27 protein-coding genes are annotated in these 26826 nt (G+C 50.8%); all 27 read left to right on the top strand.

Annotated elements, in window-relative coordinates; genetic code table 11:
• Positions 1–73 precede the first annotated feature (73 nt).
• The 27 genes from KOO62_03365 (at position 74) to nuoL (ending at position 26826) form a co-directional block, all read left to right on the top strand.
• Positions 74–1186 (top strand): NTP transferase domain-containing protein, encoded by a 1113-nt coding sequence (locus KOO62_03365; GenBank protein ID MBU8933026.1) that lies wholly within the window; start codon positions 74–76, stop codon positions 1184–1186.
• Positions 1161–1817, top strand: a complete 657-nt coding sequence (locus tag KOO62_03360; protein MBU8933025.1) for an SPOR domain-containing protein — start codon at positions 1161–1163, stop codon at positions 1815–1817. Before KOO62_03365 ends, KOO62_03360 begins: the two co-directional genes overlap by 26 nt.
• Positions 1810–2451, top strand: a complete 642-nt coding sequence (locus KOO62_03355; protein ID MBU8933024.1) for a threonylcarbamoyl-AMP synthase — start codon at positions 1810–1812, stop codon at positions 2449–2451. The genes KOO62_03360 and KOO62_03355 overlap by 8 nt, the downstream gene beginning before the upstream one ends.
• Positions 2448–2942: a low molecular weight protein arginine phosphatase gene (locus KOO62_03350; protein ID MBU8933023.1), complete on the top strand. Its 495-nt coding sequence runs from the start codon at positions 2448–2450 to the stop codon at positions 2940–2942. The genes KOO62_03355 and KOO62_03350 overlap by 4 nt, the downstream gene beginning before the upstream one ends.
• The gene (locus KOO62_03345; GenBank protein MBU8933022.1) at positions 2932–3774 is read left to right on the top strand and encodes a DUF3108 domain-containing protein; all 843 of its coding nucleotides are present in this window, start codon (positions 2932–2934) and stop codon (positions 3772–3774) included. The genes KOO62_03350 and KOO62_03345 overlap by 11 nt, the downstream gene beginning before the upstream one ends.
• A 2-nt stretch (positions 3775–3776) precedes the next feature.
• The gene (locus KOO62_03340; protein MBU8933021.1) at positions 3777–4733 is read left to right on the top strand and encodes a hypothetical protein; all 957 of its coding nucleotides are present in this window, start codon (positions 3777–3779) and stop codon (positions 4731–4733) included.
• Between the two features lie 21 nt (positions 4734–4754).
• The gene (gene ftcD, locus KOO62_03335) at positions 4755–6278 is read left to right on the top strand and encodes a glutamate formimidoyltransferase (GenBank protein ID MBU8933020.1); all 1524 of its coding nucleotides are present in this window, start codon (positions 4755–4757) and stop codon (positions 6276–6278) included.
• Entirely contained in the window at positions 6279–7115 is an 837-nt protein-coding gene (locus tag KOO62_03330; protein ID MBU8933019.1) for a PHP domain-containing protein, read from the top strand.
• Positions 7112–9346, top strand: a complete 2235-nt coding sequence (locus tag KOO62_03325; protein MBU8933018.1) for a hypothetical protein — start codon at positions 7112–7114, stop codon at positions 9344–9346. The genes KOO62_03330 and KOO62_03325 overlap by 4 nt, the downstream gene beginning before the upstream one ends.
• Positions 9346–9870 (top strand): hypothetical protein, encoded by a 525-nt coding sequence (locus KOO62_03320; GenBank protein ID MBU8933017.1) that lies wholly within the window; start codon positions 9346–9348, stop codon positions 9868–9870. The genes KOO62_03325 and KOO62_03320 overlap by 1 nt, the downstream gene beginning before the upstream one ends.
• A complete protein-coding gene (locus tag KOO62_03315; GenBank protein ID MBU8933016.1) occupies positions 9867–11933 on the top strand; it encodes a hypothetical protein in 2067 nt (688 codons plus the stop codon). Before KOO62_03320 ends, KOO62_03315 begins: the two co-directional genes overlap by 4 nt.
• A gap of 94 nt (positions 11934–12027) precedes the next feature.
• Positions 12028–12588, top strand: coding sequence for an HDIG domain-containing protein (locus tag KOO62_03310; protein ID MBU8933015.1), 561 nt, complete (start codon positions 12028–12030; stop codon positions 12586–12588).
• A gap of 2 nt (positions 12589–12590) precedes the next feature.
• Complete coding sequence (locus tag KOO62_03305; GenBank protein ID MBU8933014.1) at positions 12591–13919, top strand: MFS transporter; 1329 nt, start codon at positions 12591–12593, stop codon at positions 13917–13919.
• Complete coding sequence (locus KOO62_03300) at positions 13912–14961, top strand: histidinol-phosphatase (GenBank protein MBU8933013.1); 1050 nt, start codon at positions 13912–13914, stop codon at positions 14959–14961. The genes KOO62_03305 and KOO62_03300 overlap by 8 nt, the downstream gene beginning before the upstream one ends.
• A gap of 4 nt (positions 14962–14965) precedes the next feature.
• Positions 14966–15382 carry a hypothetical protein gene (locus KOO62_03295; GenBank protein MBU8933012.1) on the top strand — a complete coding sequence of 139 codons (417 nt, stop codon included), beginning with the start codon at positions 14966–14968 and terminating at the stop codon, positions 15380–15382.
• Positions 15383–15578: 196 nt separating this feature from the next.
• On the top strand, positions 15579–15935 hold the full coding sequence (locus KOO62_03290) for an NADH-quinone oxidoreductase subunit A (GenBank protein MBU8933011.1): 357 nt from the start codon (positions 15579–15581) through the stop codon (positions 15933–15935).
• Positions 15926–16426: an NADH-quinone oxidoreductase subunit B gene (locus tag KOO62_03285; protein ID MBU8933010.1), complete on the top strand. Its 501-nt coding sequence runs from the start codon at positions 15926–15928 to the stop codon at positions 16424–16426. Before KOO62_03290 ends, KOO62_03285 begins: the two co-directional genes overlap by 10 nt.
• 2 nt (positions 16427–16428) lie before the next feature.
• The gene (locus tag KOO62_03280; GenBank protein MBU8933009.1) at positions 16429–16944 is read left to right on the top strand and encodes an NADH-quinone oxidoreductase subunit C; all 516 of its coding nucleotides are present in this window, start codon (positions 16429–16431) and stop codon (positions 16942–16944) included.
• A gap of 29 nt (positions 16945–16973) precedes the next feature.
• Positions 16974–18116, top strand: a complete 1143-nt coding sequence (nuoD, locus tag KOO62_03275; GenBank protein ID MBU8933008.1) for an NADH dehydrogenase (quinone) subunit D — start codon at positions 16974–16976, stop codon at positions 18114–18116.
• Complete coding sequence (gene nuoE, locus KOO62_03270; GenBank protein MBU8933007.1) at positions 18113–18589, top strand: NADH-quinone oxidoreductase subunit NuoE; 477 nt, start codon at positions 18113–18115, stop codon at positions 18587–18589. The genes nuoD and nuoE overlap by 4 nt, the downstream gene beginning before the upstream one ends.
• Complete coding sequence (nuoF, locus tag KOO62_03265) at positions 18589–19923, top strand: NADH-quinone oxidoreductase subunit NuoF (GenBank protein MBU8933006.1); 1335 nt, start codon at positions 18589–18591, stop codon at positions 19921–19923. The genes nuoE and nuoF overlap by 1 nt, the downstream gene beginning before the upstream one ends.
• A 7-nt stretch (positions 19924–19930) precedes the next feature.
• On the top strand, positions 19931–22498 hold the full coding sequence (gene nuoG / locus KOO62_03260) for an NADH-quinone oxidoreductase subunit NuoG (protein MBU8933005.1): 2568 nt from the start codon (positions 19931–19933) through the stop codon (positions 22496–22498).
• A 5-nt stretch (positions 22499–22503) separates the two neighbouring features.
• Positions 22504–23499, top strand: coding sequence for an NADH-quinone oxidoreductase subunit NuoH (gene nuoH, locus KOO62_03255; GenBank protein ID MBU8933004.1), 996 nt, complete (start codon positions 22504–22506; stop codon positions 23497–23499).
• A 54-nt stretch (positions 23500–23553) separates the two neighbouring features.
• Positions 23554–24009: an NADH-quinone oxidoreductase subunit NuoI gene (gene nuoI, locus KOO62_03250; protein MBU8933003.1), complete on the top strand. Its 456-nt coding sequence runs from the start codon at positions 23554–23556 to the stop codon at positions 24007–24009.
• A gap of 5 nt (positions 24010–24014) precedes the next feature.
• On the top strand, positions 24015–24566 hold the full coding sequence (locus KOO62_03245; protein ID MBU8933002.1) for an NADH-quinone oxidoreductase subunit J: 552 nt from the start codon (positions 24015–24017) through the stop codon (positions 24564–24566).
• Positions 24567–24574: 8 nt separating this feature from the next.
• Positions 24575–24877: an NADH-quinone oxidoreductase subunit NuoK gene (gene nuoK, locus KOO62_03240; GenBank protein ID MBU8933001.1), complete on the top strand. Its 303-nt coding sequence runs from the start codon at positions 24575–24577 to the stop codon at positions 24875–24877.
• A gap of 11 nt (positions 24878–24888) precedes the next feature.
• Entirely contained in the window at positions 24889–26826 is a 1938-nt protein-coding gene (gene nuoL, locus KOO62_03235) for an NADH-quinone oxidoreductase subunit L (GenBank protein MBU8933000.1), read from the top strand.

Here is a 26826-nt window from a genome sequence, read left to right as displayed (position 1 = left end):
TCTGCAAGCATTAGGTTACTTCCCAACTCGGAAATCTTTTCTTGACTGTCGGTTGAGTCCCTGATATTATCCTGTGAATAGATGGGCTGTAAGTGAGGTTTTGGCTGTGGTTTACGGTGTAATACTGGCTGGTGGACGAGGCGAACGGTTCTGGCCGCTGTCTCGCGCCAAACGTCCCAAACAATTTCTCAGGCTTACATCGGATAAGATGATGCTTGAGGAGACTATCGACCGTGTGCGTCCGCTTGTTCCGTTGGATCAAATCCGTATCGTAACCGGCGAAAAAATGAAGGCGCTAATCCTGGAGAATATCTCCGATATCAGCGAGGATCATATCCTGGCCGAGCCTGTCGGGCGCAACACTGCCCCGGCGATTGGTCTGGCTGCCGCTCATCTGTACAAGAGCGATCCGGAAGCTGTGATGCTGGTGCTGTCCTCCGATCATCTGATCCGTCCCCAGGAGAAACTCCTGAGTATTCTGGAAGCGGCAACACGGATAGCCTCAAGCGATGATGCGTTGATAACTATCGGTATTGTGCCAACGCGACCCGAAACGGCCTATGGCTACATCAAGATGGGTGATCTCTACCGACACGAAAACGGCTACGAGGTACACAAGGTTTCGGCCTTTACTGAGAAGCCCAATGCGGCGGTGGCCAGCGAATACTATTACAGCTCTGACTATCTATGGAACAGCGGCATGTTCGTCTGGTCGGCCGAGACCGTATTGCAGTCTTTTCGAGATTGTGTCCCCGCTTTGGGAGAAGCTCTCGACAGTTATTTAGAGAAGATAGGCACTGCCGACGAGAAGGTTGCCCGCAATGATTTCTATGAGCAGGTTCAGAACATATCAATAGACTTCGCGCTTTTGGAAAAAGCCAACAATGTGTTTACTATCAAGGCTGATATTGTTTGGGATGATGTTGGCGACTGGCGGGCGCTTGAGCGGTATAAGGAATTGGACCGAGAGAATAACATTGTAGTCGGACAGGCTGTCACCGAAGAAACTTACGAGACGACGGTGTGCAACTACTCCGACGGCATAATCGCAACTCTTGGTGTTTCGGATCTTATTATTGTCCGATCCGATGACATCACCCTGGTGGCTCACCGCAGCAAAGCCCAGGATATCAAAAAGCTGCTGGCTCGACTGAATGAGAATGAGGACATTCGTAAATATCTGTAATATCGCACTGGTCCTGATCCTGGCCGTTGCACCCCTCGGGTGTCTGCGCCCCGGACCGGTCGGTGATGAAAAGGCTTCGGAAGCTCCATCTTCGTCCGAACCTGAGCGGCGGTTTGATCCCCTCGATTTACCAGCTGATCTGGAGATTATCCCCGAAGTGTCTCCATTGAATTCCGATCTGACCCGTGCAGGTATTATCGTTACGCGGGACCAGGTCGATACAGCCAGCTCTAATGTCGACTATTCTGAGGTTCCGCTCGGCATTGACAGCGCCAACAGTCAAGCCTTTCGTATTCAACTTCTCACCAGCAAGGTTTATGGTGAAGCCCGTCGGGCGGTGAAAGTGGCCGAAGAGATTTTTGACCGTCCCATCTATTTGGACTACGAGGTTCCGTATTTCAAGGTCCGGGTCGGTAGTTTCCATGACAGGTTCCAGGCTGAGGAATACCTTATGCGAGCGCGGGCGGCCGGTTACAAAGAAGCCTGGGTGGTAGTGACCAACATAGCGGTTCGTGAAGCGGCTCCCCTCTACCTTGATGAACCCTATCCGGCAAGTTATGACAGTATCGACGAAGATAGCTATTATGATCCGATCTTTGAGTCGGATGATGAGCCGGTGACAGATGACTGAACCGAATGTCAAACGGATCGACTCCGGGGAACCAGCCCAGGCTCTGATTGACCAGGCTGTGAGGGTGCTCGAGGATGGCGGATTGGTGGTTGCCCCTACCGAGACCAGATATGGCTTGTTGGCGAGAGCGGATCAGGCGGGGCCGTTGCAGAAAGTGTATCGCCTCAAGAAACGTTCTACCGAGCTACCTACGGCCGTTTTCGTTGGCAGTATTGAATTAATGATACACTATGCCAACCTCAACCCGATCGCGCAACGTCTGGCCCGTCTGTTTCTACCTGGTCCGTTGACGCTTGTTCTTCCGGCCATCGGGACCTATCCTGACGTTGTCGTAACAGAGGACCGGATCGGTCTGAGAGTGTCTTCTTCGCCCGTAATTCAGAAGATTATACAATGCGTTGGTTTTCCCGTCAGTGCTACATCAGCTAATATCAGCGGAGAAGTTACATCGGGGCGGTGTGAAGAAATTGCTGAGATATTTGGTGATGAGATTAACCTGTACCTGGATGCGGGCCGATTGGCCGGCCAGACCTCAACCGTAGTCGATTGTTGCGGCCCCGAACCAGTGGTATTGAGAACGGGCGCGATCAGTGCGGCCGATATTGAGGTGGCAGTCAAGGGAGTGACAAAGTGAGCAGGAAATTTGTGATCCTGTTTGTCTGCACTGGTAATACCTGCCGCTCACCAATGGCAGAAGGTGCTCTGCGTGTGTTGTTGAATAAAGAGCGTCCCGACCAGTTCGAGGTCCTTTCTTCTGGCACAGGGGCGGCGGTCGGATTTCCGGCTACACTGTATGCGATCGAAGCCGCCAAAATCTGGGATGCTGACATATCCAAGCATAAATCGCGACCATTGACCGCTGAGTTGATTGACCGTGTTGATTTGATCTTCGGGATGGCATCCTCGCATGTGAAGGAAGTTCTCCGTTTAGAGGACAAGGTTGAGGACAAGACGTTTCTTCTGAAAAGCTTTCCGGACAACAATCCTGAGGGTGAAGGTGTCGAAGATCCTATTGGTCAGCCTCTTGATCGATATAACGAGACGTTCCTGGAGATCGGTGAATATCTGGGCAAGCATCTCGTTGAAATAGTGAAACGTATAGACGAGAATACCGATGCTACCTAAGTCGATAATGGGGCATGTGTTCCTGTCGGTCCTGATTATCGTGGGGCTGATTCCTCTGGGATATTTTGTAACGGTTGAATTTGAGATTGCCCATGCGTCCAGCGACATTGCGTCCGACAGCACTTCTACGGTCAGTACGCTGGATCGCGTTGTTGAAAACGTTGCCTTTGGAATCGGTGAGAAACTGACTTTTGATATCAACTATGGGTTCATCAATGCGGGTACGGCCACTATGGAAGTAGTAGACCTTATCGAATACGAGGAACGCCCCTGCTATCGCATAGTGACCCGCGCCAGATCGAACAGCTTTTTCTCCAGCTTCTACAAGGTCGATGACCGCGTTGAGTCCATCTGTGATGCGGTCGGCCTATTTAGCTGGCGCTTTGAGAAGAACTTGCGCGAAGGGAAATATCGCGCTGACCGGACGTATGAGTTTGACCCTGTCAATAGCCTTGTCTATTACAAGAAGGACACGATTGAGACGCCCCCGGCGGTGCAGGATGCTCTTTCTGTCTTCTATTGGATTCGCACTCAGGATATGAAAACTGGGAAATCAATCTACGTAGATAACTTCACCGACGGCAAACTCTACCCGATGGAAGTCAGGGTGCTCAAGGAGGAGACTATCACGGTGGAGGCCGGTACTTTCGATTGTCTGGTGGTTGAACCGTTGACTCAATCGGTTGGTGTGTTCAAACACGAGGGAAAACTGAAAGTGTGGTTGACTAATGACCGTCTCAAGATGCCGGTGTTAATGAAATCACAAGTCCTGGTCGGGTCCATTTCGGCCGAGCTGACGGGCTATCAACTGGGCGATATCGATATTTTCTAATCATGACCGACAAGTCACCAAAATCATCACCGGCCGATCTGTCAAAGATCAAACGGCGCCATATTGCTGACCGATCCAACAAAACGGACATCAAGGCTTTTGGTTGCCCGATGGAGCAACTCGACGGTGTAGATTTTTTTGAATCACTGCCTGATTTTCTGAAGGCCGCTGATCTGAAAACATTTATTAACACTGTGGCTCTGTCCCGTCAGAATGCCCGACCCTTTCATTTACTGCTGGGTGCGCATACGATTAAGGTCGGTCTGTCTCCGATCATTATTGATCTGATGCGACGAAGTATAGTCACTGGCATCTCTTTCAACGGCGCAGGCATTATTCACGATCTGGAACTGGCTTTTTTCGGAGGAACATCCGAAGATGTACAGGCCGGCCTAACAAACGGGTCGTTTGGAATGGTTCAAGAGACAGCTAATTTGTATGCCGGAGTGACAGAAATCGCTTCTCAGCGCCAGGTCGGACTTGGAGAAGCCACGGGGCTTCTCATTAATGAACGCAAGGCCGAGTACCGCGAATTGTCAATGTTCGGCGTGGCGCAATCGTTGGGTTTGCCCGTGACGGTACATGTTGGCATCGGAACTGATATTGTGGCTCAGCATCCCGAGTTTGATGCCGCAGTTGTGGGTGCTGCCTCACATCTGGATTTTCGTACGCTGTGTACGATCTGTCATGAAATAGATGATGACGGAGTGGTTGCAAATGTCGGCTCAGCCGTTATATTGCCGGAAGTTTTTTTGAAGGCGCTGACTGTGGCGCGCAATCTGGCCGGCGGGGCGGGTCGTTTGACAACCGCCAATTTTGATATGATTACTCATTATCGACCGACCGTGAATGTGATCAATCGCCCGACACACAAAGTCGGACGAGGGTTTAATTTCGTCGGCCATCATGAAATCATGATGCCGCTTCTGGCCTGGGGCCTGCGACGAAAGTGTAAATGAAACTGTGTTCCGGAGACAACTATGGCTAAGCTCGTTGAATGTGTTCCCAATTATTCCGAAGGTCGTCGCCCCGAAGTTATCGATGCAATCTGCGACGCTATTACTTCCATTGATGGTGTGATCCTCCTCGACAAGGAGATGGACTCAGACCATAACCGTGCCGTTGTTACATTTGTTTGTCACCCATCGTTGGCGGTTGATGCTGCTTTTGAAGGCTACAAGAAGGCTGCCGAACTGATCGACATGACCACCCATTCGGGTGAACATCCCCGCATGGGTGCCTGTGATGTCTGCCCCTTCATTCCCATTTCGGAAATGGAGATCGACGAAGCTATCGAACTGGCCAACCAACTAGGCAAGCGCGTCGGTGAGGAATTGCAGATTCCCGCTTATCTATATGAAGACGCCGCTTCATCACCCAAACGACGTAACCTCGCCAAAGTCCGTAAGGGCGAATACGAAGGTATGCGTGACGCCATTGGTACCGACCCGACTCGCAAGCCTGACTATGGACCGAATAAGATGAACCTGAAATCCGGTGCTACCGCCATTGGAGTTCGGTTCCCATTGGTCGCTTTCAATGTCTATCTCGGCACCAACAATAAGGACATCGCTGACAAGATCGCAGATGCTGTGCGATCATTACGTGGTGGATACCGTTTTGTCAAGGCGCTCGGCTTTGAAATCAAGGAACGCAATCAGGTCCAGATTTCGATGAACCTGGTCAACTATCCCAAGACGCCAATTTTCAGAGTTTTCGAGACCATCAAGGCGGAAGCTGAACGTTGGGGTGTATTGGTGACATCATCCGAAATCATCGGCTTGGTTCCCAACGATGCTATGCTGGCGGTGTCTGACTATTATCTACGACTGGAAAATTTCACCAAAGCACAGGTACTTGAGGAAAAACTGGCCTCGATCGGCGGTAGTGTTACCGTAACCGAGACTTTCTATGATGAGGTCGCATCGTCGTCCCCGGCTCCGGGTGGCGGTTCGGTGGCGGCTTCGGCCGGAGCGCTGGCTGGTGCGCTGGCGGCTATGGTTGCTCGACTAACGGTAGGGAAGAAACAGTACAAGGCGGTCAAGGAAGAACTGTCTGGGGTGCGCGACAAGGCTGATGTCCTTCGCGCTGAACTTGAGACTCTTATCACCACCGACATGGAAGCGTTCAATAAGGTTATGGAGTGTTTCAAGTTACCCAATGGGACCGATGAACAAGCTGCCGCCCGTGACAAGGCTGTCGATGACGCCAACAAGGAAGCCGCCGAAGTGCCGCTTACGGTCATGAAGAAATCGCTCGAAGTAATGGCGTTGGCTCGAACGGTCGCCGAGAAGGGCAACGAGAACTCGATCACCGATGCTGGTGTGGCCGGATTGATGGGTATGGCGGCTGTTGATGGAGCGGGCTATAATGTGCGTATCAACCTGACCTCGATCAACGACGAAGCATTCGTAGCGAAGCTCAAAGGCGAAGCCGAGAAAATTACGACCGAGGCACGGAATATCGATAAGACTATTCGTGAGTTGGTTGAGAGTAAATTGTAGATGAGTTCTTTCGTTGATCTGCATATTCATTCCAATTTATCTGACGGTCTTCACACTCCGACGGATGTGTTGGCCGATGTTCGTCGTCGGGAACTGACCGCCTTTGCGGTTACCGACCACGATACGTTGGCCGGGTACAGAGCTGTTCGCGACCTGACAAATGATAGCGATCCTGAGTTGGTACCGGGCGTTGAATTATCTGTGTCCGGGGGGGAGTATGATCTTCATTTGCTGGCCTATTACCTGGACCCGGACTACACACCTCTCCTGAAGATTTTGGAGGATTTCTGCAATCATCGGAACCAACGTGCCGGGGTCATAGTAGAAAGACTGAACGGCTTGGGGGTCGAGATAACCCTTGATGATGTAATTCGGGTTGCTCAAGCGGCGGCAGTGGGACGTCCCCACATAGCGACTGCCATGCATGCGAGCGGTGCGGTTTCGAGTTATCAGATGGCTTTTGACAAATATCTCGGCAATGGCAAACCGGCCTATGTTCCCAAGAAGAACTTTGACCCAGAACTTGCGATCTCGCTTGTTCATGAAGCTGGCGGCGTGGTTGTTCTAGCCCATCCAGCAATAGAAGAGACATTCCAGCATTTGGAGATGCTGGTGGGGTTGGGACTGGACGGGATTGAAGTCTACCATCCCTCCCACAAACCGAAGCAGGTTGACCAGTTCAAACATCTGGCCGAACGCTTCCGTCTGATTATTACTGGTGGCTCGGACTCTCATGGGCGAGCGGGCCGGTATGGTGAAATCGGGTCGCTATCGGTGTCGGAGGACTTAATGCCGGCGCTCCGTCAACGCGCCCGACAAAGAAAGGAAAGAGCGTGAGAAGCTTTCGTTTTCTGTTGACTGTGTCATTACTTGGTCTGGTTATTGTTTCGTCAGTCGTCGCCATAACCCCCGAACGCCAGCGTGAGATTATTGAAAACTATATGTATGTTACGGGTCAGCTTGATGAACGCCCCGGGCAAGCCCTGACTGATGCCAACGGCGATCCTGTACCGATCAAGTGTGGTATGTCGGCTATCGCTGATTTTGTGCTCAATCGGGATAAGCTTGATGATGGCCTGATGAAATCTCTGGGTGTACAGATCATTGATCGTGATACGCTAATCCAGAACGAACTGACTTATGCCAGCCCTGGTGGGTATTTTCTGATTCATTATACTGTTACCGGACAGGACTCAGTTTATGAGGCCAGCGTCGATATTTCCCCCGCCAACGGTATTCCTGATTATGTTGATGGCGTGGCTATGGTTGGTGACTCAGTTTATAATCACATTGTCAATACGCTTGGTTACGCAGCTCCACCGGCTGACGGCTTCTATACCGATGGGGATGACCGATATGATGTGTACTTGAGAGATATCGGAACTGGTGTCTACGGCCAGACATGGATGGACTCTACTCAAATTGACGGGCCAGGGACTCTCCGCTCTACATCATTTATTGATCTGGACAATGACTACCAGAGTCTCTCTGCTTACAAAGATCGTCCAATGGATGCTGTTCGGGTGACGATGGCGCATGAGTTTTTCCACGCGATTCAGTTTGGCTATGATTTCTCGGAGGCCGAATCGTATCCTAATGACATTGTTGGTCGATACTGGATGGAGATGTCGGCGGTATGGATGGAGGAAGAAATATACGACGAGATCAATGACTTCTATTACTACCTGCCGTGGTTTTTCGACGACCCGAGCAGTTCTATTCAACAGTTCGATTCCTATGGTGACCTGCATCCGTATGCCAGCGCGATTTATCCGATGTATCTCTCCGAGACCTATGGCCGTGACATCATTAAGGACATCTGGGAGCAATGTGGTACAATGGGAATGGGTGCGAGCTTCCTCAAGGCAACTCACAATGCTGTGCTTGCTGCCAGCGGCAATACCGCTGGCTGGGCTTCTGCGTTCCGTGATTTCTCATTATGGAATTTCTTTACCGGTTCCCGAGCAACCATGGCTCCTCCAGGATACGGGTATTCGGAACGCCTAAATTTCCCAGCTTTTCCCGATGACAAATTGGCTATTCATACCAGCTACGAACCTCCGGTTTTCATACCGTCCAACGGCAATCCGTTCAAGCCATGTCACAACGGGGCAGCCATTATCATTCTCGATTACCCTGGGCTGGCCGCCAGGGAAGACACGACCCATTACGTCTGTGATGTCTTCGACTGCATCGATTCAACTGAGGTTCAGGGCTATGAAGACTACGATATGCGGTACCTGGATACTATTACTTGCGAACGCTCGTTCTGGGTTTGCAACGAAGATATTGGATCGGTATGCTTCGATTCTTCGGTCGTGCCACGTGATTCACTGTACGATTTCTTACACGTGGATTCGATGCTGGATATTCACCTGGCTCTGGGAGATGGACTTTGTGCGGGGGAGGAGACATTTCCTTTGCCGTGGGGGCTCAGTATTGTGTATCGCCTTGTCGACAATCCCAATCAGTATGAAATTGACCGGATACTGCTCCCGGATGATATCGTAACAGATATGGCTATTCCTTTTCCGGATTCGTTTTTGTCTATCGGGCTAATACTCACCGCGGCAACATACGAAGAAACGTATTATCAACCTCGTAATCCGCTCCATAGGATAGATCTGGGCTACTGGATAGAAGATCAACAGACTGATACCGCCGCGCCCGACCTGCCGAACGCGGTATTGACACCATATCCAAATCCGGCGGTCGTAGGCAGTATGACCGCAGCCGGTATTACTTTCCGTTTCCAAATAGCTACTGATTCGTTGGGGGTTCCTCTTTTCGGCAAGGTATATTTAAGCGGAGACGATAGACAACTTCCTCCATACCTTTCGGTTAACATCTACAACGTCGCTGGAGAAAGAGTTAAAACACTCGGAGGCTACTCGGAGACTGGTGCCTTGCCTCACCATGGGGAGTGGGAGATCGAATGGGACATGAAGAATCAAGCCGGCAATGATGTCGCCTCGGGAGTCTACGTTGCCTATGCTCGATTGTATTCCTCCGAGGACCGCAAAACACAATTGGCTGAAGAGTTCACTAAGGTAGTTGTGATACGCTGATGCGGCGACCGCACCTGGTCACACGCATAGCGCTTTTTGCGGCGCTGGTGTATGTTCTCTCGTGGGGAACATCCTACTTACCCAACATAAACTTCATTTTCTTCATTGTTTTTTCCGCCGGTTTTTTGTGGGGGGTGGTTCCCGGAGCGCTGGTGGGTATGATTGGCATGGCGCTCTGGACCGCTTTCAATCCGTATGGCCCGGCTATCGCCCCCGTTATGCTTGCACAGATTATCGGTGCCGGTAGCGGCAGTATGGTGGGGGCTGTCTTTCGCAAAGGTAAGTGGCAGAACTGGACCCGGCCGCGACTGATCGTATCCTTGTGGGGCGCTGCATTGATGTGTACAGTGCTATATTATCTGCCGGTGAACATTGTTGATGCCTGGATGTTTGGGCCGTTTTATGAGCGTTTTGTTGGTGGAATGCTGTTCTCCGCCATCTCGCTGGGAGCCAATCTGATCATTTTCCCGTTGCTTTTCACCGTGACACGGCATTTACATGCTCGTGAAAGGACGCGACTGTGAAATACCTTCTTCTGCCGCTATTGTTTGTGATGATGCCGTTACTCGTTGTTGCTGACGACGAGAACCAGGTCGACACATCCGATGTCGGTGACACAAGTTTGGTTACACCTACTGACGTACCGGATACTACGCTCCCCACCTACGGCCCGTTCCTTGATGACGATACACTGGGTACCGACTCGTATCTCTTCGATTCCCTCACAGCCGCCGAACGTACCCAGATAAGTCTTGATGAAAAATACGAGAAGCACCAGGAAGAACTTCGTCGTCGCCGACTTCCATCATTGTCTGTTCATGATACCCTCATTACCTGGTTCACCAGCCAACGGCTGAATCGCCGCGACGACCTCGATCGCTCATTCTATCACGATGCCGGGGACTACTTTCGTTTTGATCCATCGTTTTTCGTTCTCGAACATCAGGTAACGCCGATGCGAAAGACTGTTCAGCCGTATGGTGTGGGTGGTAACCGGTTGAACGTGCTTGCCGATGGCCACCGTTTTGAGCCGTTTGAGCACAACCCGGAACCTGATGGTCTGGTAGATATGAATGATATCCCCACTGCCCTCGACCAGGATGTTTTTGTGCTGAATGGTCCGATCGGACAGGTTCTCGGTGGAACCAGCGCATTAGCCTCGTTGATTACCCGTCCCAAACCGCCAGATACATACAAGTCTGAGAGTTCGTTGTTGGCTGACAAAGGCGGATTGGGGTATGCGTTCGTGCGGGGGCGTTACTCGAAGAAACATACCGACGGCCGTCTGGTGGATATGTCGGTCGGTTATCGAAAAGCCGAGGGACCTACGATTGATCTCCTGCGAGCATCAAATTCCTACCACTACTATGCTGACTTGTTTTTCCCATTGCGCGGCGGCACTGGTCTTAGGGCTTGGGGGCAACTGTATGATCGCGATGGACCTCTGACGGTCCGGCCGGATTCGTACGGGGCAACTATTAAGCGCTACAAGTTTGACCGGTCGGCTAATGTATCATTAACTCTTGACAACTCTACTCGCACCTCGCGCTATGAGATGGGCTACAAACATCTTCGGCAGGGTTCTTATCTCACCGGGATATCTGACGGGCGTTTTGACAAGACCGGGCACGGGGCGTTTGCTCAGCGCCAATGGTTGTGGTGTAAAACAATCATGTCAGTCCGGGTTGATGGCGACTATCTCGAATACGACGATCACCTTAACAAACACGACCACCTCAGCGGCGAAGCACTGTTGCAGATGGGTCTGTTGCGTGATGGCTGGCGATGCGCAGCCAGTATCGGATCTGCCTGGGTCGAAGAGTACGATTTCCTACCTCGTGCAGCCGGTGTGGTATTTCGTGAGGGGGATAAGTCTCTGGTCGTCTTGTCGTTTGGTTACTCAGAGAGAGCGCCGACTATGCATGAATTGTATCTTCGATTTCAGAAATCGCTCCTTTATGGCTCCGGAGCTACCGTGTATGCCGATGGCGGTGACAGTTTGCTTGTACCAGAAAGTCAACTGGTTGGCAGTTTTCAATATGAATATGGATCACTGGATAATCGCATCAGCCTCTCGGTCACAGGTGGGCAGATCACTGACGGTATAAATTGGACCAACGAGTTGGTCCTTGATGCGGATGGGGACTATAAGTTCTTCACGCCTGCCAACGGTGATATTTCTTTCGCCTCGGTAACACTCCAACCTCGATTGCAGCTGCGTGATTTTCTCACTTTCGTGGGTGGTGCGTCTTATCATCACGTGGACTACAAGGATTCTGATTCTCTGGCCTACACTCCGGAGTATCAGGGTTTCTCCGGTTTAGAGTTGCATTGGTTCTGGCGGGACAAGTTGATGGACTTGTTTGCTTATGGCGAAGTTGTGTACATTGGACCGTACGACGGCTACGATGAAAAAGGGTTGGGTGAGACGGCCGTAATCAATGTCAAGCTGTCCTTCGCACTGAAAGATTACCGGATGCACTTTGTGTTCCAGAACCTTTTCGACAATCAGTATCGTGCCCGCGAACGACTCACGTTCCCCGGACGTTTCTTCTACTACGGCTTCACCTGGAATTTTCTGGATTAGCTTCGACTTTCTCGCTGCATAGCTGACTTGCCGGTAAACTTGTTTGGCCGGGTGTACCTTGACACCGCATCAAAGTCTACGTTAATTTGCCTCTATGATCAATCTCCAGTTGTCCCGCAATGTGGCTTATGATCTCGTCGTTGACAAGATAGGAGTCAACAATCTCCTTAAGCATATCCTGGCGGTCGAAGCGGGGATGCGTCGTCTAGCCGAGTATCTCGGCGAGGATGTTGACTATTGGGGTCTCACCGGTCTGCTGCACGATCTCGACTACAATGAAACTGTAGACGATGAAGCGAGGCACTCCTACCTGACAGCCGAATGGCTTGAGCCATACGACTTACCGCAGGACATGCTGCATGCCATCAACGCCCATCCCGGACACATTCCCTGTGAGAGTCGTCTGGACTGGAGTCTCTATGCTGTTGATCCCGCGACGGGTTTCATCGTGGCGTGTGCGCTGATGCATCCCGACAAAAAATTAACCTCGATCGACGGCGACTTCATGTTGCGTCGCTTCAAGGAAAAACGTTTCGCTGCCGGAGCGAGCCGAGAGAACATGGCCGCCTGCTCCGAGGTAGGATTGGAGCTGGAGCAGTTCCTGCTACTGGTGCGTGAAGGTATGTTGACGATTTCAAAACAACTCGGTTTATAACTATGACTGCCAAAGACACCATCTGGAAAAAAGATATTCTGGGGTGGTCGCTTTACGATTTCGCCAACACTATCTACTCGATGAATATCGTCTCGCAGTATCTGAAGCGATATATCGTAGAAGACCTGGGACGGCCTGACTACTGGTTTGATATTCCGTTCACGATCTCGATGGTATTTGCCGCTTTGTTACTACCAGCTTTGGGGGCGATGTCGGATCATTCCACGCGCAAGAAAATATTCCTGTTTCTGTTCACACTCACCTGTTGTACAGCAGCGGGGCTGATGGCGTTTGTACCTCCCTCCCTTTTCATCCTTACTATTGTGCTGTTCATTATTGCCAACTTTGCCTATGAAGCCGGCCAACCCTTTTATAATGCTCTATTATATTCTGTGGCCGATGGTGCTCGTGCCCGGTTTATCTCCGGTTTCGGTGTGGCACTTGGCTACGTGGGATCGATATTGGGTTTGATTCTGGTTCTGCCATTTGTGAGCGGTGATGTGTTTGGCTGGGATGTTCCCTTTCTCGACGGATCGGGGAAGCAAGGGGCGTTTCTTCCGACTGCGATCCTGTTTGCGGTCTTTTCCGTTCCCCTCTTTCTATGGGTAAGGGAGAAGCCGGTCAAAATCCAGCGCCCCGGAGCGGGTTTCCGAGCCGCCTATCGCGATGTCTGGGATGGTGTCCGTCAGACGAAGAAGTATCCCGGCGTTCTGCGCTTTCTCATCGCCGACTATTTTTTCGAGGATGCCGCCACGACTGTGATCCTCAATATCGGGTTATACTGTGCCGTCGTGTTGAGTTTGTCTGACGGCGACATTGCAGGATTCTTAATTGTATCCACCGTGTCGGCTGTGATCGGTTCATTTGTCATGGGTAAAATCGCTCAACACTGGTCGTTGAAAAAACTCCTCGGACTCATCATCTGGGGTTGGGTCATCTGCCTTGTCATCTTTGTAGCAACCAACAGCATGGCTGTGGTCTGGGTTTTGGGATCAGTCATCGGCATTTTGTTAGGTGGTCTGTGGACAACATCACGCCCGCTACTGGCAGAACTGGTACCTCGTGAAGAATTGGGACGGTTCTTTGGTCTGTTCTCATTGTCAGGTCGGGCGGCTGCTGCCATAGGGCCACTTGTCTGGACGGCAGTGGTCTTGCTATTCAATTCCGAGAGACCTATGGGTCGATTGGTCATTGACTTGATGGACATCGATCCATCTGATTACGACAAACTGCCGTATAAAGTAGGAGTGCTCTCACTGGCTCTAATGATGATTGTTGGCCTGGTGATATTTCGCAAAGTTCCCTCAGGGGGGAGTGCAAGCGATGGGTAAGAAGATCGGTGATTGGTATCAGTATTCGGGGGCAGTGCATGTTCACACTACTGAATCCGATGGTACCAAGCCGCTCGAAGAAGTAGTCGCAATTGGGCAAAGGGCCGACCTCGATTTCATGATGCTGGCCGATCATATGACCCTGGCCACTCGCGACAATGGCAGTGAGGGAATGTACGGCAAGATGCTGGTAGTCATCGGTTACGAGCACAACGACCAGGATGATCGGCATCACTACTTGTTATTTGAGACGCCCCGAGTCTACCCGAACACTATGACCGTGCGCGAATACGTCGCCGCCGGTGAGGCTGATGGTGCTCTGGGTATCATGGCGCATCCCGATGAAATCCGCAATCGCATGGCTCAGTTCCAACCGTATCCCTGGACTGATTGGAAAGTGGAAGGTTTCGCTGGCGTTGAGTTATGGAACCAGATGTCGGAGTGGATGGAACGGTTGACCCCATTTAACAAACTTCCAATGGCTTTTTCTCCTCGTAAGTCGATGGTCGGTCCCACGGATCGTATCCTGGGGCAATGGGACCAGTGGAACCTGAAGCGTAAAGTAGTCGGCGTGGCCAGCGTCGATGCGCACGCCTTTCGTATCAAAGTGGGACCGTTTAAGGTTGAGATATTTCCTTACAAAGTTCACTTTCGATGTCTTCGAACCCACATCCTTCTGGACGAATCACTTTCCACTGACTTTGACAAGGCCAGATGTCAACTGTATGATGCCCTGCGGGATTGTAGATCGTTTTGCTCCAATATGCGTTGGGGCTCGGCTCAGGGATTTGAGTTCTATGCCGAGGACGACTCCCGCCGTGTTACCTGCGGAGGTGAATTGCCATCGCATGAGGGTGTACGGTTGGTGGTCAAGCTGCCCTCACGGGCACGTCTGAAACTGATTCACAACGGGGAGCTCGTTCTCCAGTCAAGCACAGACTCGCTGACCTATGCCATTCAAAGTCGGGGCATCTACCGCGTTGAGGCATGGAAGGGACGCCGGGGGTGGATCTTCTCAAACCATATTCGCATAGGAGTGTAACAGAGTGACCGCATCGCTGGCTTACAATTTCGTCGATCTGACGGGTGGTCTTCTCAATGGAGATCGTGGCTCCGCTCCTGATCGTTTCACCTGCAAATTCATGATTGTACGAGGGCCGGATGAAATCGTGATGATTCTCGGTTCCTTAAACGAATACCCCTATCATGCCAATTTGCTTGACCAGTTCTGCCACCGTCGGGAACTGGCCTCGATTTGGGCACGCGAACCCGATGTGGTTGATCTGCACGAACCGGGCTACGATATACTCGGGGGAGGTTACGTCGAGATCCAGCGGGCCGAATGGCGCCTCAGGTTCTCAGGTGCCTCGACAGCCTATGGAGCCTTTCCGCAGTATGAATTAAACGCCCTGGTTGATCATTGTCCCGTGTTTGAGCCTTATCAGATAATGATTACTTCTTGATATTTTTTTCACAACCTCTGGCTTCTGTTCCAATATGGATAATCACCGATAACTCGTACTGATGCATAGTGATAGCGTTCCAATACAATCTCTTGACTGATAAGTATTGACACATATAGTAAGACGCAATTATACTTGACAAGACGGACCAAGCGACTTAAAGTTCGTGGACTTATGAGGAGGATACTGGCCGCGTATGTTTGAAACATTCTATCCGATCTTGTTTCTGGTCGTTGTCGCCAGTGGCATCGCGCTACTTTTGATATTCTTTTCAATATTCCTTGGCTATCGAAGCAAGATGGGGCGCAAGGGAGAACCCTACGAATGCGGTCTGACTCCGGTCGGCTCGACCAAAGAGCCGGTTCCGGTGAAGTTCTACATGGTGGCGATTCTGTTTATTCTCTTTGACATAGAAGTTATATTTCTTTACCCGTGGGCGGTTATCTCTCGTCAGCTTGGATTGTTTGGTTTCTTGGAGATGGTTGTTTTTGTGATCATTTTACTGGTGGGCTATTTCTACATCCTTGGTCGCGGAGCGCTCAAATGGGACTAGAAGAAAAAATCCCCGATTCAATAATCCTGACCACGCTTGAGAAGGTCGCCAACTGGTCTCGCAAGCGATCTATGTGGCCACTTGGGTTTGGGTTAGCGTGTTGCGCAATTGAGATGATCTCTGCCTATGGTCCCCATTTTGACATGGCCCGATTTGGAATGGAAGTTATGCGTCCATCCCCGCGCCAGGCGGACCTGATGATAGTTGCCGGTCGGGTATCATTGAAGATGGCCCCGGTTGTTAAGACCCTATACGAGCAGATGCCTAACCCCAAATGGGTTATTGCTATGGGGTCCTGTGCCTCCTGTGGCGGCGTATTCAACAACTACGCCGTTTTGCAGGGAGTAGATCGTATTATTCCGGTGGACGTATATGTGCCTGGTTGCCCGCCGCGTCCGGAACAATTGATAGATGGAATACTCAAGCTGTATGAGAAGGTAGAGAAGACCTCTCTGAAGAATCATCCCGAAGAATGGGGACGCAGGGTCTGATAATGGAAGAGAAAGTCAGACAGTTTCTTCAAAGCAAATTTGGTGAAATCATCAAACGTGAAGATGGTTTCCGTGGCGAGCAGACATTTATGATTGACGCTGATTCGCTTTTTTCTGTCTGTGAAGCTCTGCACGACAATGACGAACTTGATATCAAGTTTTTGGCGGATATCACAGCGATTGACTGGTTTGGACATGAGTCGGCCGAGGAAGGACGATTTGAAGTCGTCTACAACCTCTATAGCCTGTCATATTGTTATCGATTTTTCCTTAATATCCGTCTTGGTGAAGATAATCCGACAGTGCGTTCGATTACCGATATTTGGGCGGGAGCCAATTGGCTGGAACGCGAAGTTTACGATATGTTCGGGGTCACGTTTGAAGGCCATCCTGATTTGACTCGCATTCTTACACCGGACGATTTTGAAGGTCATCCGTTGCGTAAGGATTTCCGTCAACCGTACGAACAGCCGACCTTTACCTGGAACAAAGATCAACCTCCTGAGGTTACTAAGTGACGACTGAAGGTAGAACATTGACTCTTAACATGGGTCCTCAGCACCCATCGACACACGGTGTGTTGCGCGTGGTTCTGGAGATTGATGGCGAGACGGTTGTCAAAGCCAAGCCGGTGATTGGATATCTTCACACCGGTATCGAAAAAACCATGGAGTCCAAGCTCTACCACAAACTATTGCCAATTACTGACCGCATGGATTATCTCGCCCCTATGTCCAACAACCTCGGCTATAGTCTGGCTGTTGAGAAGTTGATGGAAATCGAAGTCCCGGAGAAAGTCAAATGGGCGCGGGTATGTCTGGCCGAACTCACCAGAGTCAATTCGCATTTGGTCTGGGTGGGTACTCATGGTCTGGATCTTGGTGCCATGTCAATGTTACTCTATGCTTTCCGTGAGCGTGAGTCGGTCCTCGATATCTATGAAGCTTGCGGCGGACAGCGAATGATGACTTCGTATATTCGCATCGGTGGTCTGTCGCACGATCTTCCCAAGGATTTTGACAAACGAGTGCGCCATATGATCAAAAGAGTTCATGAGGGCCTCTCCGATTATGAGAAGTTGCTAACGGACAACGAGATATTTATTAATCGAACTAAGGGTGTGGCAGTCATATCGGCTGAAGATGCCATCAATCTCTCCCTGACCGGCCCGATGCTGCGTGGTAGCGGGGTCAAGCATGACCTGCGCAAGGATAACCCGTACAGCGGCTACGAAAACTTTGATTTCGATGTTCCGATTGGCAAGAATGGCGACGCCTATGATCGGTACATACTTCGACTTGAGGAAATTCGCCAATCATTGCGCATTTGTGAACAGGCTCTTGATGGTATGCCTGAAGGCCCTTTCCGTGCCCACGTACCGGGGGTTGTTCTTCCGCCCAAGGAAGATGTGCTCTCCAAGATGGAATCACTGATATTCCATTTCAAGATTATCACGGATGGTTTTGATGCCCCCACCGGTTCGGTGTACCAGGCGATAGAATCACCCAAGGGTGAGATCGGATTCTTTATTACTGGCGACGGCACCAACATTCCGCGCCGTGTGCGTGTGAGACCGCCCGCTTTTGTCAATTTGAGCTCACTACCCACCTTGGTAGAGGGTAGGCTTTTTGCTGACGTTGTGTGTGCGATTGGATCAATTGATATTATTTTGGGAGAGGTTGATCGATGATTCTGACTGAGGAATCGGTAAACAAGATCACCGAGAAGCTGGCTCAGTATCCTCAGCCCAAGTCCGCTATTCTGCCTGCCCTGACGATTGCCTATCGGCAGGTGGGGCATATCGATGCTGATATTTATACCGAAATCTCCCGCATCATAAATATACCGATGGTAGAGATCGCCGAAGCGGCGACTTTCTATACTATGTTCGCCAAGAAACCGCGTGGGAAATATCTTCTCCAGGTTTGTCATAACATTTCCTGTGCGCTGCTCGGAGCAGATTCCCTGGTAGGTTATCTTCAGGAAAAACTTGGCATTAAGATCGGTGAAACGACCGAGGACAACCTGTTTACGCTGGTGACGGTGGAGTGTCTGGGGTCATGTGCCACCGCGCCCATGATACAGATTAATAATGATTATTATGAGAACCTGACTCGCGAAAAAGTGGATCAGATTCTTGAGGATTTGAGAAACAAAGCGTGATGTTCTATTCTCCGGTAAGAACCAATGCCACCGAAGTGGCTCAGAGTGATCGACTACACCTCTTTAGGCATGTCGAAGACCCGGAGCAGATCAAGGTCGAGAAATACGAAGAGCATGGTGGGTACGTAGCCTGGAAAAAAGTGCTTTCCGGAATGGATCGAGACCAGGTAATCGCAGAAGTGAAAGGTTCCGGTTTGCGAGGGAGAGGCGGAGCCGGATTTCCCACCGGTCTCAAATGGGGTTTCGTTCCCAAGGATTCTCCCAAACCACGTTATCTCTGTTGCAACGCCGACGAGTCCGAGCCGGGTACCTGCAAGGATCGGGTACTCATGGAGCGTGATCCGCATGCGGTCATTGAAGGCATGGCTATTGCCTCTTATGCCATCAATTGCCACCTGATGTTTATCTATATCCGGGGCGAGTTTGCCTACTGTGCGGAACGGATGGAAGCAGCCATGAAAGAAGCACGTGCTGCTGGTCATCTCGGCAAAAACATCTATGGTAGCGGATATGATCTGGACATGATTGTCCATACCGGTGGTGGGGCGTACATCTGCGGAGAAGAGACATCCCTACTTAACTCGATTGAGGGGAAACGCGGCTTGTCCCGTATTCGTCCGCCGTTCCCGGCGGTTGAAGGTCTGTACGCCTGCCCGACGATTGTCAACAACGTCGAGTCGCTCGCCAGTGTACCGCATATTATCAACCGCGGCGCAGACTGGTATAAATCACTCGGGACCGAAAAATCCTGTGGAAGTAAGATATTTTCATTGTCCGGCCATGTGAATCGACCGGGTAATTACGAAGTGGAACTTGGTTTCTCACTGAAGAAACTGATTTATGACGAAGCCTACGGCGGTGGTATCCTTGGCGGCAAGAAACTCAAGGGCGTGATTCCCGGTGGATCATCGACCCCGTTTCTGACACCGGACATGATTGATGTCAACCTGGACTACGAATCACTGGTTGAGGGCGGCTCAATGCTTGGCTCAGGGGCGGTCATTGTGTTCCACGAAGAGTCTTGTATCGTCTGGATCATAAAAAAGTTGATTCATTTTTACCGCCATGAGTCGTGTGGCAAATGTACTCCATGTCGGGAAGGAACTGCCTGGCTGGAAAAATTGATCAATCGCATTGAGGCTGGTCAGGGCAAGCCTGGTGACGTTGAAAAGATAGAAGAAATCTGCGGTAACATTATGGGACGCACAGTGTGCCCGCTTGGTGATGCCGCTGTGATGCCAATCATATCGACACTCAAATTGTGGCGCGATGAATGGCAGTATCACATTGACCATAGCAAATGTATGGTGAGGTCGGAATTTGGATTCCGGTAGATTGTAGATGACCGAAGACACAAAAGATAAAACCCAGGCGAAGGCTCAGACGCCCGCCGTTACTTTCACGCTGAATGGCGAGGAAGTCACGGTTGCCAAGGGTACAACTCTCCTTGAGGCAGCTCGCAGCAACGGGATTCATATCCCCACTTTTTGCTGGCACCCCAAGCTTAAGTCGGTTGGATCCTGCCGGATGTGTTACGTCGAGGTCGAAAAATGGCCCAAGCTGGCTGTATCCTGCGCTACTGAAGCGATGGATGGGATGATCGTCCATACCGACTCCGACCTGGTCAAACAAGGACGAAAAGCGGTGTTGTCATTCATCCTGGCCAACCATCCCCTAGACTGTCCTACCTGTGACAAAGGGGGGGAGTGCGACCTTCAGGATTTGACTTTTACACACGGAATAGACGATAGCGACTTTGATTTCCAGAAAAACCGATTCACCAGCGGGGCGGAAGCCAGCATCTTCGACGACAAGCGTATCGGGCCGGAGATTATTCTCAATCGCAACCGCTGCATTCTCTGTTATCGATGTGTTCGGGCTAACAAGGAGGCCTTTGGCGAATATGATCTGGGCGTCTTTGAGCGGGGCAACATGGCCGAAATCGATGCCGCTCCTGGACGACAAGTCGACAATCCATTTTCAGGAAATCTTTCAGGCAATTGTCCGGTCGGCGCGCTCACCAGTGTTGACTGGCGCTACAAGATGCGTGTCTGGAAGGCCAAAACGACGCCCTCAATTTGTCCTTTTTCCAGTTCGGGTGCTAACACGCTGATCTATTCCAATAAGAACAAGAATATAATTGGCCGCGTAATGGCTCGTTGCAATGACGATATCGATGACGGCTGGTTGGCCGACATTACAAAATATGGCTACCAGATGGCCAATTCCGAAGAACGACTGCAGGTCCCGTTGATCAAGAAGGAAGGGAAGCAAGTCGAGGCTACCTGGGATGAAGCTCTCGAAGTCATCGGTCGTCGATTCAAGGAGATAACTGAGAAGGAAGGCAAAGTCTGTATCGGCGGGCTGGCCTCACCCAATCTTGACAACTCCTCCTTGTTCAGTTTCTCCAAGCTGTTCCGGACCGTACTCAAGAACAACAATATTGATTTCCGTACCGACTACCGCATGTTGCCCGACAAACACGACACCCATTTCGGAATGCTTTGCAGTCGTTCGTTTACGATTGCCGACATTGACGACAGTGATGTGATTGTGGTTGTAGGTTCTGATATGATAAGAGAACACCACAATGAATATTTGCGGATTCGCAAGGCGGTCAATTTCCACAATGCGCGTGTTTTTTCTCTTAATCCCTATGCGGTAAAATCGGCTGATATCGCCGAAGCAGAAATTGTCTATAATATTGGTACCGAAGAGGTTCTGCTGACGGCAATTGGCCTGGCCGCCATCGAGTTAGATTTGGTTGACCGCGAAATGGCGAGTGGTTTCGCAGACAAAGCGAAACTTGGCAGTCTGGCGGAAGCCGTTGGCCAATGCGGCGCCTCGGTCGAGACTGTGAGGATTCTTGCTCGTGCTTTGGTTGAGGCCAGGAAAGTCAGTATTATCCTTGGAGAACTGACTACCAGCTCCCGCAGACGGGAAGCGATTGCGGCGGCCATGTATAATCTCAATCGATTGTTTGGTTTTGATGCCAAGGGGCAGATGGCAGTGCTGGCACGCTATGCTAACTCACGAGGAGCGGAGTTGCTTGGTTTGTTGCCGTATCCGTCTGCATGGCAAACTGAAAAGCTCAAATCGCTATGGGGTGAGTTCCCGGATGCGGAGGCGCGTTCAACTGACGCTATTCTGGCACTGATGTCCAAAGAGGAGATCAGTGGTGGTTTAGTACTGGGCGCCAATCCCGTCATGCTTTATCCAGACCGGCAGTTTGTCCTGGAGGCTCTAAACCGGCTCGATTTCATGGTTGCCTGTGATCTGTTCGAGACTGAGACCACTGAGTTGGCTGATGTTGTTCTGCCGTTGTCCAGTTGGGCCGAGTATGAAGGTACGTATGTCAATCTGGAGGGCTGTCTTCAAGTGGGTGCTCAGGCTATCAAGCCGATAGGTCAATCCAAGCCGGCCTACGAAATTGTCAAACTGATTGCCCAAAAACTGGATGCGACCTTGTTCGAATCAGACCAGCAACTGATCTCCGAGATGGACGAGTTGTTGTCGCACGAACATGATGATGTGACACCGGACGATTTCATTGAAGTGTCAGCCGTGGCTGAGGACACTGAGGAAGAGTATCCGATCCCGTTGGTGGTCTGCGACGATCCGCATCACACCGGCCACTTGACCCAGAAATCCCCTTCACTGAGCAATTTCACCGGCGAGGCGTATGTTGAGATGTCCGCCGACCTGGCTGCTCGATTGGGAGTGACCGAAGGACAGCCGGTGCGAGTTGAATCGCCAGTTGGCAAAATAGTCGTACCAGTCAGGGTGTCGGAGTTTATCGAAAATGATATCGTTCTTATGCCGCGAAATTTCTCCCAGACCTGGGTGACGTCGTTGCTAATGCGTAAGAAACGAATTGACCGGGTTAAGATAACTAAGGTAGACGAGTAGTACTTATGTTGGAATTCTTGATCATAGCATCTCTCAAGGTCATTGTCGTCGTTGTGGCGGTGTTGACTGGATGCGCCTACTCAACCTACCTGGAACGTAAGGTTCTTGGCCGCCTTCAGCACCGCATCGGACCTCTGTATGCCGGTCCGCATGGCATACTCCAGCCAGTGGCTGATGGCCTTAAGCTGATATTCAAGGAAGACCTCGTTCCTGACAAGGTCGAACGTATCACCTACGCTATGGCACCTTTGCTGGCTTTTGTTCCGGCCATGTTGGTTTTTGCTGTGGTGCCGTTCTCCAGTGATTTCGAATTGTTCGGGCGTCCGATAACCGGTATCGTCTCTGATCTCAATATAGGCGTGCTATGGGTATTTGCTGTTACATCACTCGGCGTCTATGGTCTGGTGCTGGCCGGGTGGTCATCAGGATCGAAATACTCACTCATGGGTGCTATCAGATGCTCAGCGCAGATGATCTCGTACGAGGTGGCCTATGGCCTGTCCATAGTCGGTGTCATCCTGATAGCTAACACCCTTTCGATGCGTGAGCTGGTTGAACAGCAGGCAAGCATTACTGACTGGTTTGTATTTAGACAGCCGCTCGGGTTCCTTCTGTTTATCATTTGTGCCGTAGCTGAGACCAACCGCGCCCCGTTTGATCTACCGGAAGCGGAGTCGGAACTTGTGGCCGGCTACCACACCGAGTATTCTTCAATGAGATTTTCGACATTTTTCATAGCCGAATATGCAAACATGATTGCTGTTGCTTGTGTTGCCACCACGCTTTTCTTTGGTGGCTGGCAGGGGCCGTTCCTGCCCCCGGTGTTGTGGTTTTGCATCAAGGTGTTCCTGTTCATGTTTTTCTATATTTGGCTGCGAGCCACCTTCCCGAGGTTCCGCTATGATCAGTTGATGGCTTTCGGGTGGAAGGTGCTGTTCCCTCTGGCGTTGCTTAATACGATGGGAACGGCGGGATTGATAGTGCTGACGGATTGGTTGTGAGGTAGATAAGTAGTGAAGGAAATCATTAAAGCTATTGGCCACGTATTCCTGGCGATGCCAGTGGGGTTGATGACCACACTGAAGCATTTGTTCAAGAAACCTGTGACGCTTGACTACCCCCGCCAGAAAAAACAGATGTTTCCCCGGTATCGCGGACGGCATTTCCTGGAACGTTACGATGATGGTTCCGAGCGTTGCGTCTCTTGCGGTCTTTGCGCCGCTGCCTGTCCGGCGGATGCCATCTATATGGAACCGGAAGAAGGAGAGCATGGCGAGCGTCGTGCCCGGGTATATGAAATCAATTTGTTACGGTGCATCTTCTGTGGTTTCTGTGAGGAAGCCTGCCCTGAAGAAGCCATTTTCCTGGGACAGGAGTACGAGTTCAGTGATGACAATCGCAATTCCTTCCTGTGGGTGAAGGAGGATATGTTGGTGCCTCATCCGCGCAAAGATAATCCTCTGAAAATAATCATTCGTAGGGCAAGGCGAGTGTATGGGGTGACAGAGTAGTATTTATGAATTTAGATATAGCCATATTTGTGATCTCGGCAGCGGTGGCCGTTTTTGGCGCCACCATGATGATTGCCCAGCGAAACCCGGTTGCGTCGGTACTATACATGATTGTCTCACTGATTGCTCAGGCGGTACTGTATATTCAGCTGGGGGCGATGTTTCTTGGAGCCGTATTGATCATTGTCTATGCCGGTGCTATTTTGGTGCTATTTCTATTTATCATTATGTTGCTTAATCTTCGCGGCAATGAAGATCTGGGTAAGAAATCTTCCCCGGTGAGTCAGGCCACTAAATTCCTGGTTTCAATTCTGTTTGTTATTGAATTGGTTTTTGTTGTGCGCAGTGGGTTTGTTGTCGACAGGGTTGTCGGCGAAACAGCCGTGGCCGGATTCGGTTCGGTCGAAGAAGTGGCTATGCTATTGTTTACCCGTTACCTGTATCCGTTTGAGTTGGCCTCGGTTCTGCTGTTGGCGGCCATCGTAGGGGCGGTTGTGATGGCCCGACGTGAACGCCGTGACGATCAGCCGACAACGGTCGGGGAAGGAACGGAATAGAGACTATGATGATACCTGAGTCGGCTTTTGTGATTGTGGCCATGGTTCTTTTTGGAATCGGAACCGTTGGCGTGCTTATCTCGCGCAACATGATTATTATCTTCATGTGCGTCGAGTTGATGCTCAACGCTGCCAACTTGGTTCTGATAGCGTTCTCAAGATCACTGGGAATTATGGATGGCCACGCTTTTGTATTTTTAGTGCTGACCGTAGCTGCTGCCGAAGCGGCCGTTGGTTTGGCGATTATATTGGCAATATACCGAAACCGAGAAACTGTAAATATCGACCGCTTCAGCATTCTGAAATGGTAGGTGCGTCTTAGATGTCCGATAGCTTATATCTCATACCGCTGTTCCCGCTGCTGGGATTCCTGATTAACGGACTCCTGCTGGGACGTTTGCCACGGCCGGTGGTTAATGCCGTAGCATGCCTTTCGGTAGCGGCCTCGTTTGTGGTATCGGTTCTGGTCTTCCTTGGGTTGAAGGCGTTGCCTCCTGACGCACGCATTCTTGAGCAAAGCCTGTTTACATGGATTCCATCTGGGGCTTTGGATGTCAATTTCGGTCTGTTGATTGATCCGCTTTCGGCGGTGATGATTCTCGTAGTTACCGGTGTCGGGCTTCTGATTCACATATACTCGATTGGCTATATGTCCCACGACCCTGGTTTCGGGCGCTTCTTCACCTACATGAATCTGTTCATGTTCTCCATGCTGACATTGGTAATGGCCGACAACTTCCTGCTTATGTTTGTTGGATGGGAAGGGGTGGGGTTGTGCTCGTACCTGTTGATTGGTTTCTGGTTCCACAAGAAATCTGCCTCCGATGCCGGTAAAAAAGCTTTCATTGTTAACCGTATCGGTGACTTTGGTTTCCTGATTGGAATGTTTATCCTCTTCTGGCAGGTGGGGTCGCTTGATTTCCGCACCGTAATGGAACAGGCACCGGTCGTCTTTATCGCAGGGGGATCACTTATTACCGCCGTATGCTTGCTGCTGTTTGTCGGTGCTATCGGCAAGTCGGCCCAGATACCGTTATTTGTTTGGCTGCCGGATGCGATGGAAGGTCCCACGCCGGTCTCGGCCTTGATCCATGCGGCCACAATGGTCACAGCCGGTGTTTACATGGTTGTGCGCACTAATGTATTGTTCATGATGGCCCCCGATGCTCTGATGGTAGTGGCAATTATCGGTGCGGCTACGGCTTTCTTTGCCGCGACTATCGGCCTGGCCCAGAATGACATCAAACGTGTTCTGGCTTATTCAACCGTGAGTCAGCTCGGTTATATGTTCCTGGCCTGCGGGGTGGCATCCTTCGGGGCCGGTATTTTCCATCTGATGACTCACGCTTTCTTCAAAGCGCTTCTGTTCCTTGGTGCTGGCTCGGTCATTCACGCCATGTCCGATGAACAGGATATGCGGTACATGGGCGGTCTGAAAAAACATATCAAGATTACTTACCTGACAATGTTGGTGGCAACTTTTGCAATTACCGGTATCCCCGGTCTGTCGGGTTTCTTCTCCAAAGATGAGATTCTTTGGAAATCATTCTCATCACAGTACGGTCACCCAATTTTCTGGGTCGTTGGTTTTGCTACGGCCGGATTGACGGCGTTCTATATGTTCCGACTGATCTATTTGACTTTCCATGGTCAGGAACGCATAGACGAAGAGAAGCGCAAACATCTTCACGAATCGCCGAAGTCGATGACGGTTCCGTTGATGATATTGGCCGTGCTTTCGGTTGTTGGCGGTTGGGTTGGTATTCCCCATATTTTCGGCGTTACCAACTACTTCGAACACTGGCTCGAACCGGTCATTGGTGGAGTGAGTCATGAGCCGGTTTCCCATGCTCTGGCCTCCGGTGGAGGAGATGTCGGCATGGAGTGGGGGCTGATGGCGGCTTCGGTCGCCCTGGTGTTGATTGCGATTTTCCTGGCCCGTCTGTTCTATAAAACGAAGCCTGAACTTGCGACTGCCTGGCAGGAGAAACTGTCTGGCGTGCATCAAGTTCTGCTGAACAAGTATTATATAGACGAGTTGTATGGAGCGGTGGTCGTTCGACCGCTGGTGGGTCTATCGGAGTTTCTCTGGAAAGTAGTGGATGTAATTGTAATTGATGGTCTACTTAATGGTTCTGCTCTCGTTTATGAAGGTTTCTCGGAACTGTTGAGACGTACTCAGACTGGCCGGTTGCGGAGTTACGCAACCACCTTCGTTGTCGGAGTGGTTTTGCTCCTAGCCTATTTTGTGATGGATTAG

The organism is Candidatus Zixiibacteriota bacterium, from assembly GCA_019038695.1.
In the GTDB taxonomy this organism is placed as follows: Bacteria; Zixibacteria; MSB-5A5; order GN15; family FEB-12; genus B120-G9.
Note: the sequence above shows the minus strand (reverse complement) of the source record. Positions and strands in the feature narration are given on the sequence as shown.

Excerpts from the sequence above, each read along its gene's own strand:
- KOO62_03360 (MBU8933025.1), top strand. The coding sequence starts at position 1,161 with ATGAGGACATTCGTAAATATCTGTAATATCGCACTGGTCCTGATCCTG.
- KOO62_03355 (MBU8933024.1), top strand. The coding sequence starts at position 1,810 with ATGACTGAACCGAATGTCAAACGGATCGACTCCGGGGAACCAGCCCAG.
- KOO62_03345 (MBU8933022.1), top strand. The coding sequence starts at position 2,932 with ATGCTACCTAAGTCGATAATGGGGCATGTGTTCCTGTCGGTCCTGATT.
- KOO62_03340 (MBU8933021.1), top strand. The coding sequence starts at position 3,777 with ATGACCGACAAGTCACCAAAATCATCACCGGCCGATCTGTCAAAGATC.
- ftcD (MBU8933020.1), top strand. The coding sequence starts at position 4,755 with ATGGCTAAGCTCGTTGAATGTGTTCCCAATTATTCCGAAGGTCGTCGC.
- KOO62_03330 (MBU8933019.1), top strand. The coding sequence starts at position 6,279 with ATGAGTTCTTTCGTTGATCTGCATATTCATTCCAATTTATCTGACGGT.
- KOO62_03320 (MBU8933017.1), top strand. The coding sequence starts at position 9,346 with ATGCGGCGACCGCACCTGGTCACACGCATAGCGCTTTTTGCGGCGCTG.
- KOO62_03310 (MBU8933015.1), top strand. The coding sequence starts at position 12,028 with ATGATCAATCTCCAGTTGTCCCGCAATGTGGCTTATGATCTCGTCGTT.
- KOO62_03305 (MBU8933014.1), top strand. The coding sequence starts at position 12,591 with ATGACTGCCAAAGACACCATCTGGAAAAAAGATATTCTGGGGTGGTCG.
- KOO62_03300 (MBU8933013.1), top strand. The coding sequence starts at position 13,912 with ATGGGTAAGAAGATCGGTGATTGGTATCAGTATTCGGGGGCAGTGCAT.
- KOO62_03290 (MBU8933011.1), top strand. The coding sequence starts at position 15,579 with ATGTTTGAAACATTCTATCCGATCTTGTTTCTGGTCGTTGTCGCCAGT.
- KOO62_03285 (MBU8933010.1), top strand. The coding sequence starts at position 15,926 with ATGGGACTAGAAGAAAAAATCCCCGATTCAATAATCCTGACCACGCTT.
- KOO62_03280 (MBU8933009.1), top strand. The coding sequence starts at position 16,429 with ATGGAAGAGAAAGTCAGACAGTTTCTTCAAAGCAAATTTGGTGAAATC.
- nuoD (MBU8933008.1), top strand. The coding sequence starts at position 16,974 with ATGGGTCCTCAGCACCCATCGACACACGGTGTGTTGCGCGTGGTTCTG.
- nuoE (MBU8933007.1), top strand. The coding sequence starts at position 18,113 with ATGATTCTGACTGAGGAATCGGTAAACAAGATCACCGAGAAGCTGGCT.
- nuoF (MBU8933006.1), top strand. The coding sequence starts at position 18,589 with ATGTTCTATTCTCCGGTAAGAACCAATGCCACCGAAGTGGCTCAGAGT.
- nuoG (MBU8933005.1), top strand. The coding sequence starts at position 19,931 with ATGACCGAAGACACAAAAGATAAAACCCAGGCGAAGGCTCAGACGCCC.
- nuoH (MBU8933004.1), top strand. The coding sequence starts at position 22,504 with ATGTTGGAATTCTTGATCATAGCATCTCTCAAGGTCATTGTCGTCGTT.
- nuoI (MBU8933003.1), top strand. The coding sequence starts at position 23,554 with ATGCCAGTGGGGTTGATGACCACACTGAAGCATTTGTTCAAGAAACCT.
- KOO62_03245 (MBU8933002.1), top strand. The coding sequence starts at position 24,015 with ATGAATTTAGATATAGCCATATTTGTGATCTCGGCAGCGGTGGCCGTT.
- nuoK (MBU8933001.1), top strand. The coding sequence starts at position 24,575 with ATGATACCTGAGTCGGCTTTTGTGATTGTGGCCATGGTTCTTTTTGGA.
- nuoL (MBU8933000.1), top strand. The coding sequence starts at position 24,889 with ATGTCCGATAGCTTATATCTCATACCGCTGTTCCCGCTGCTGGGATTC.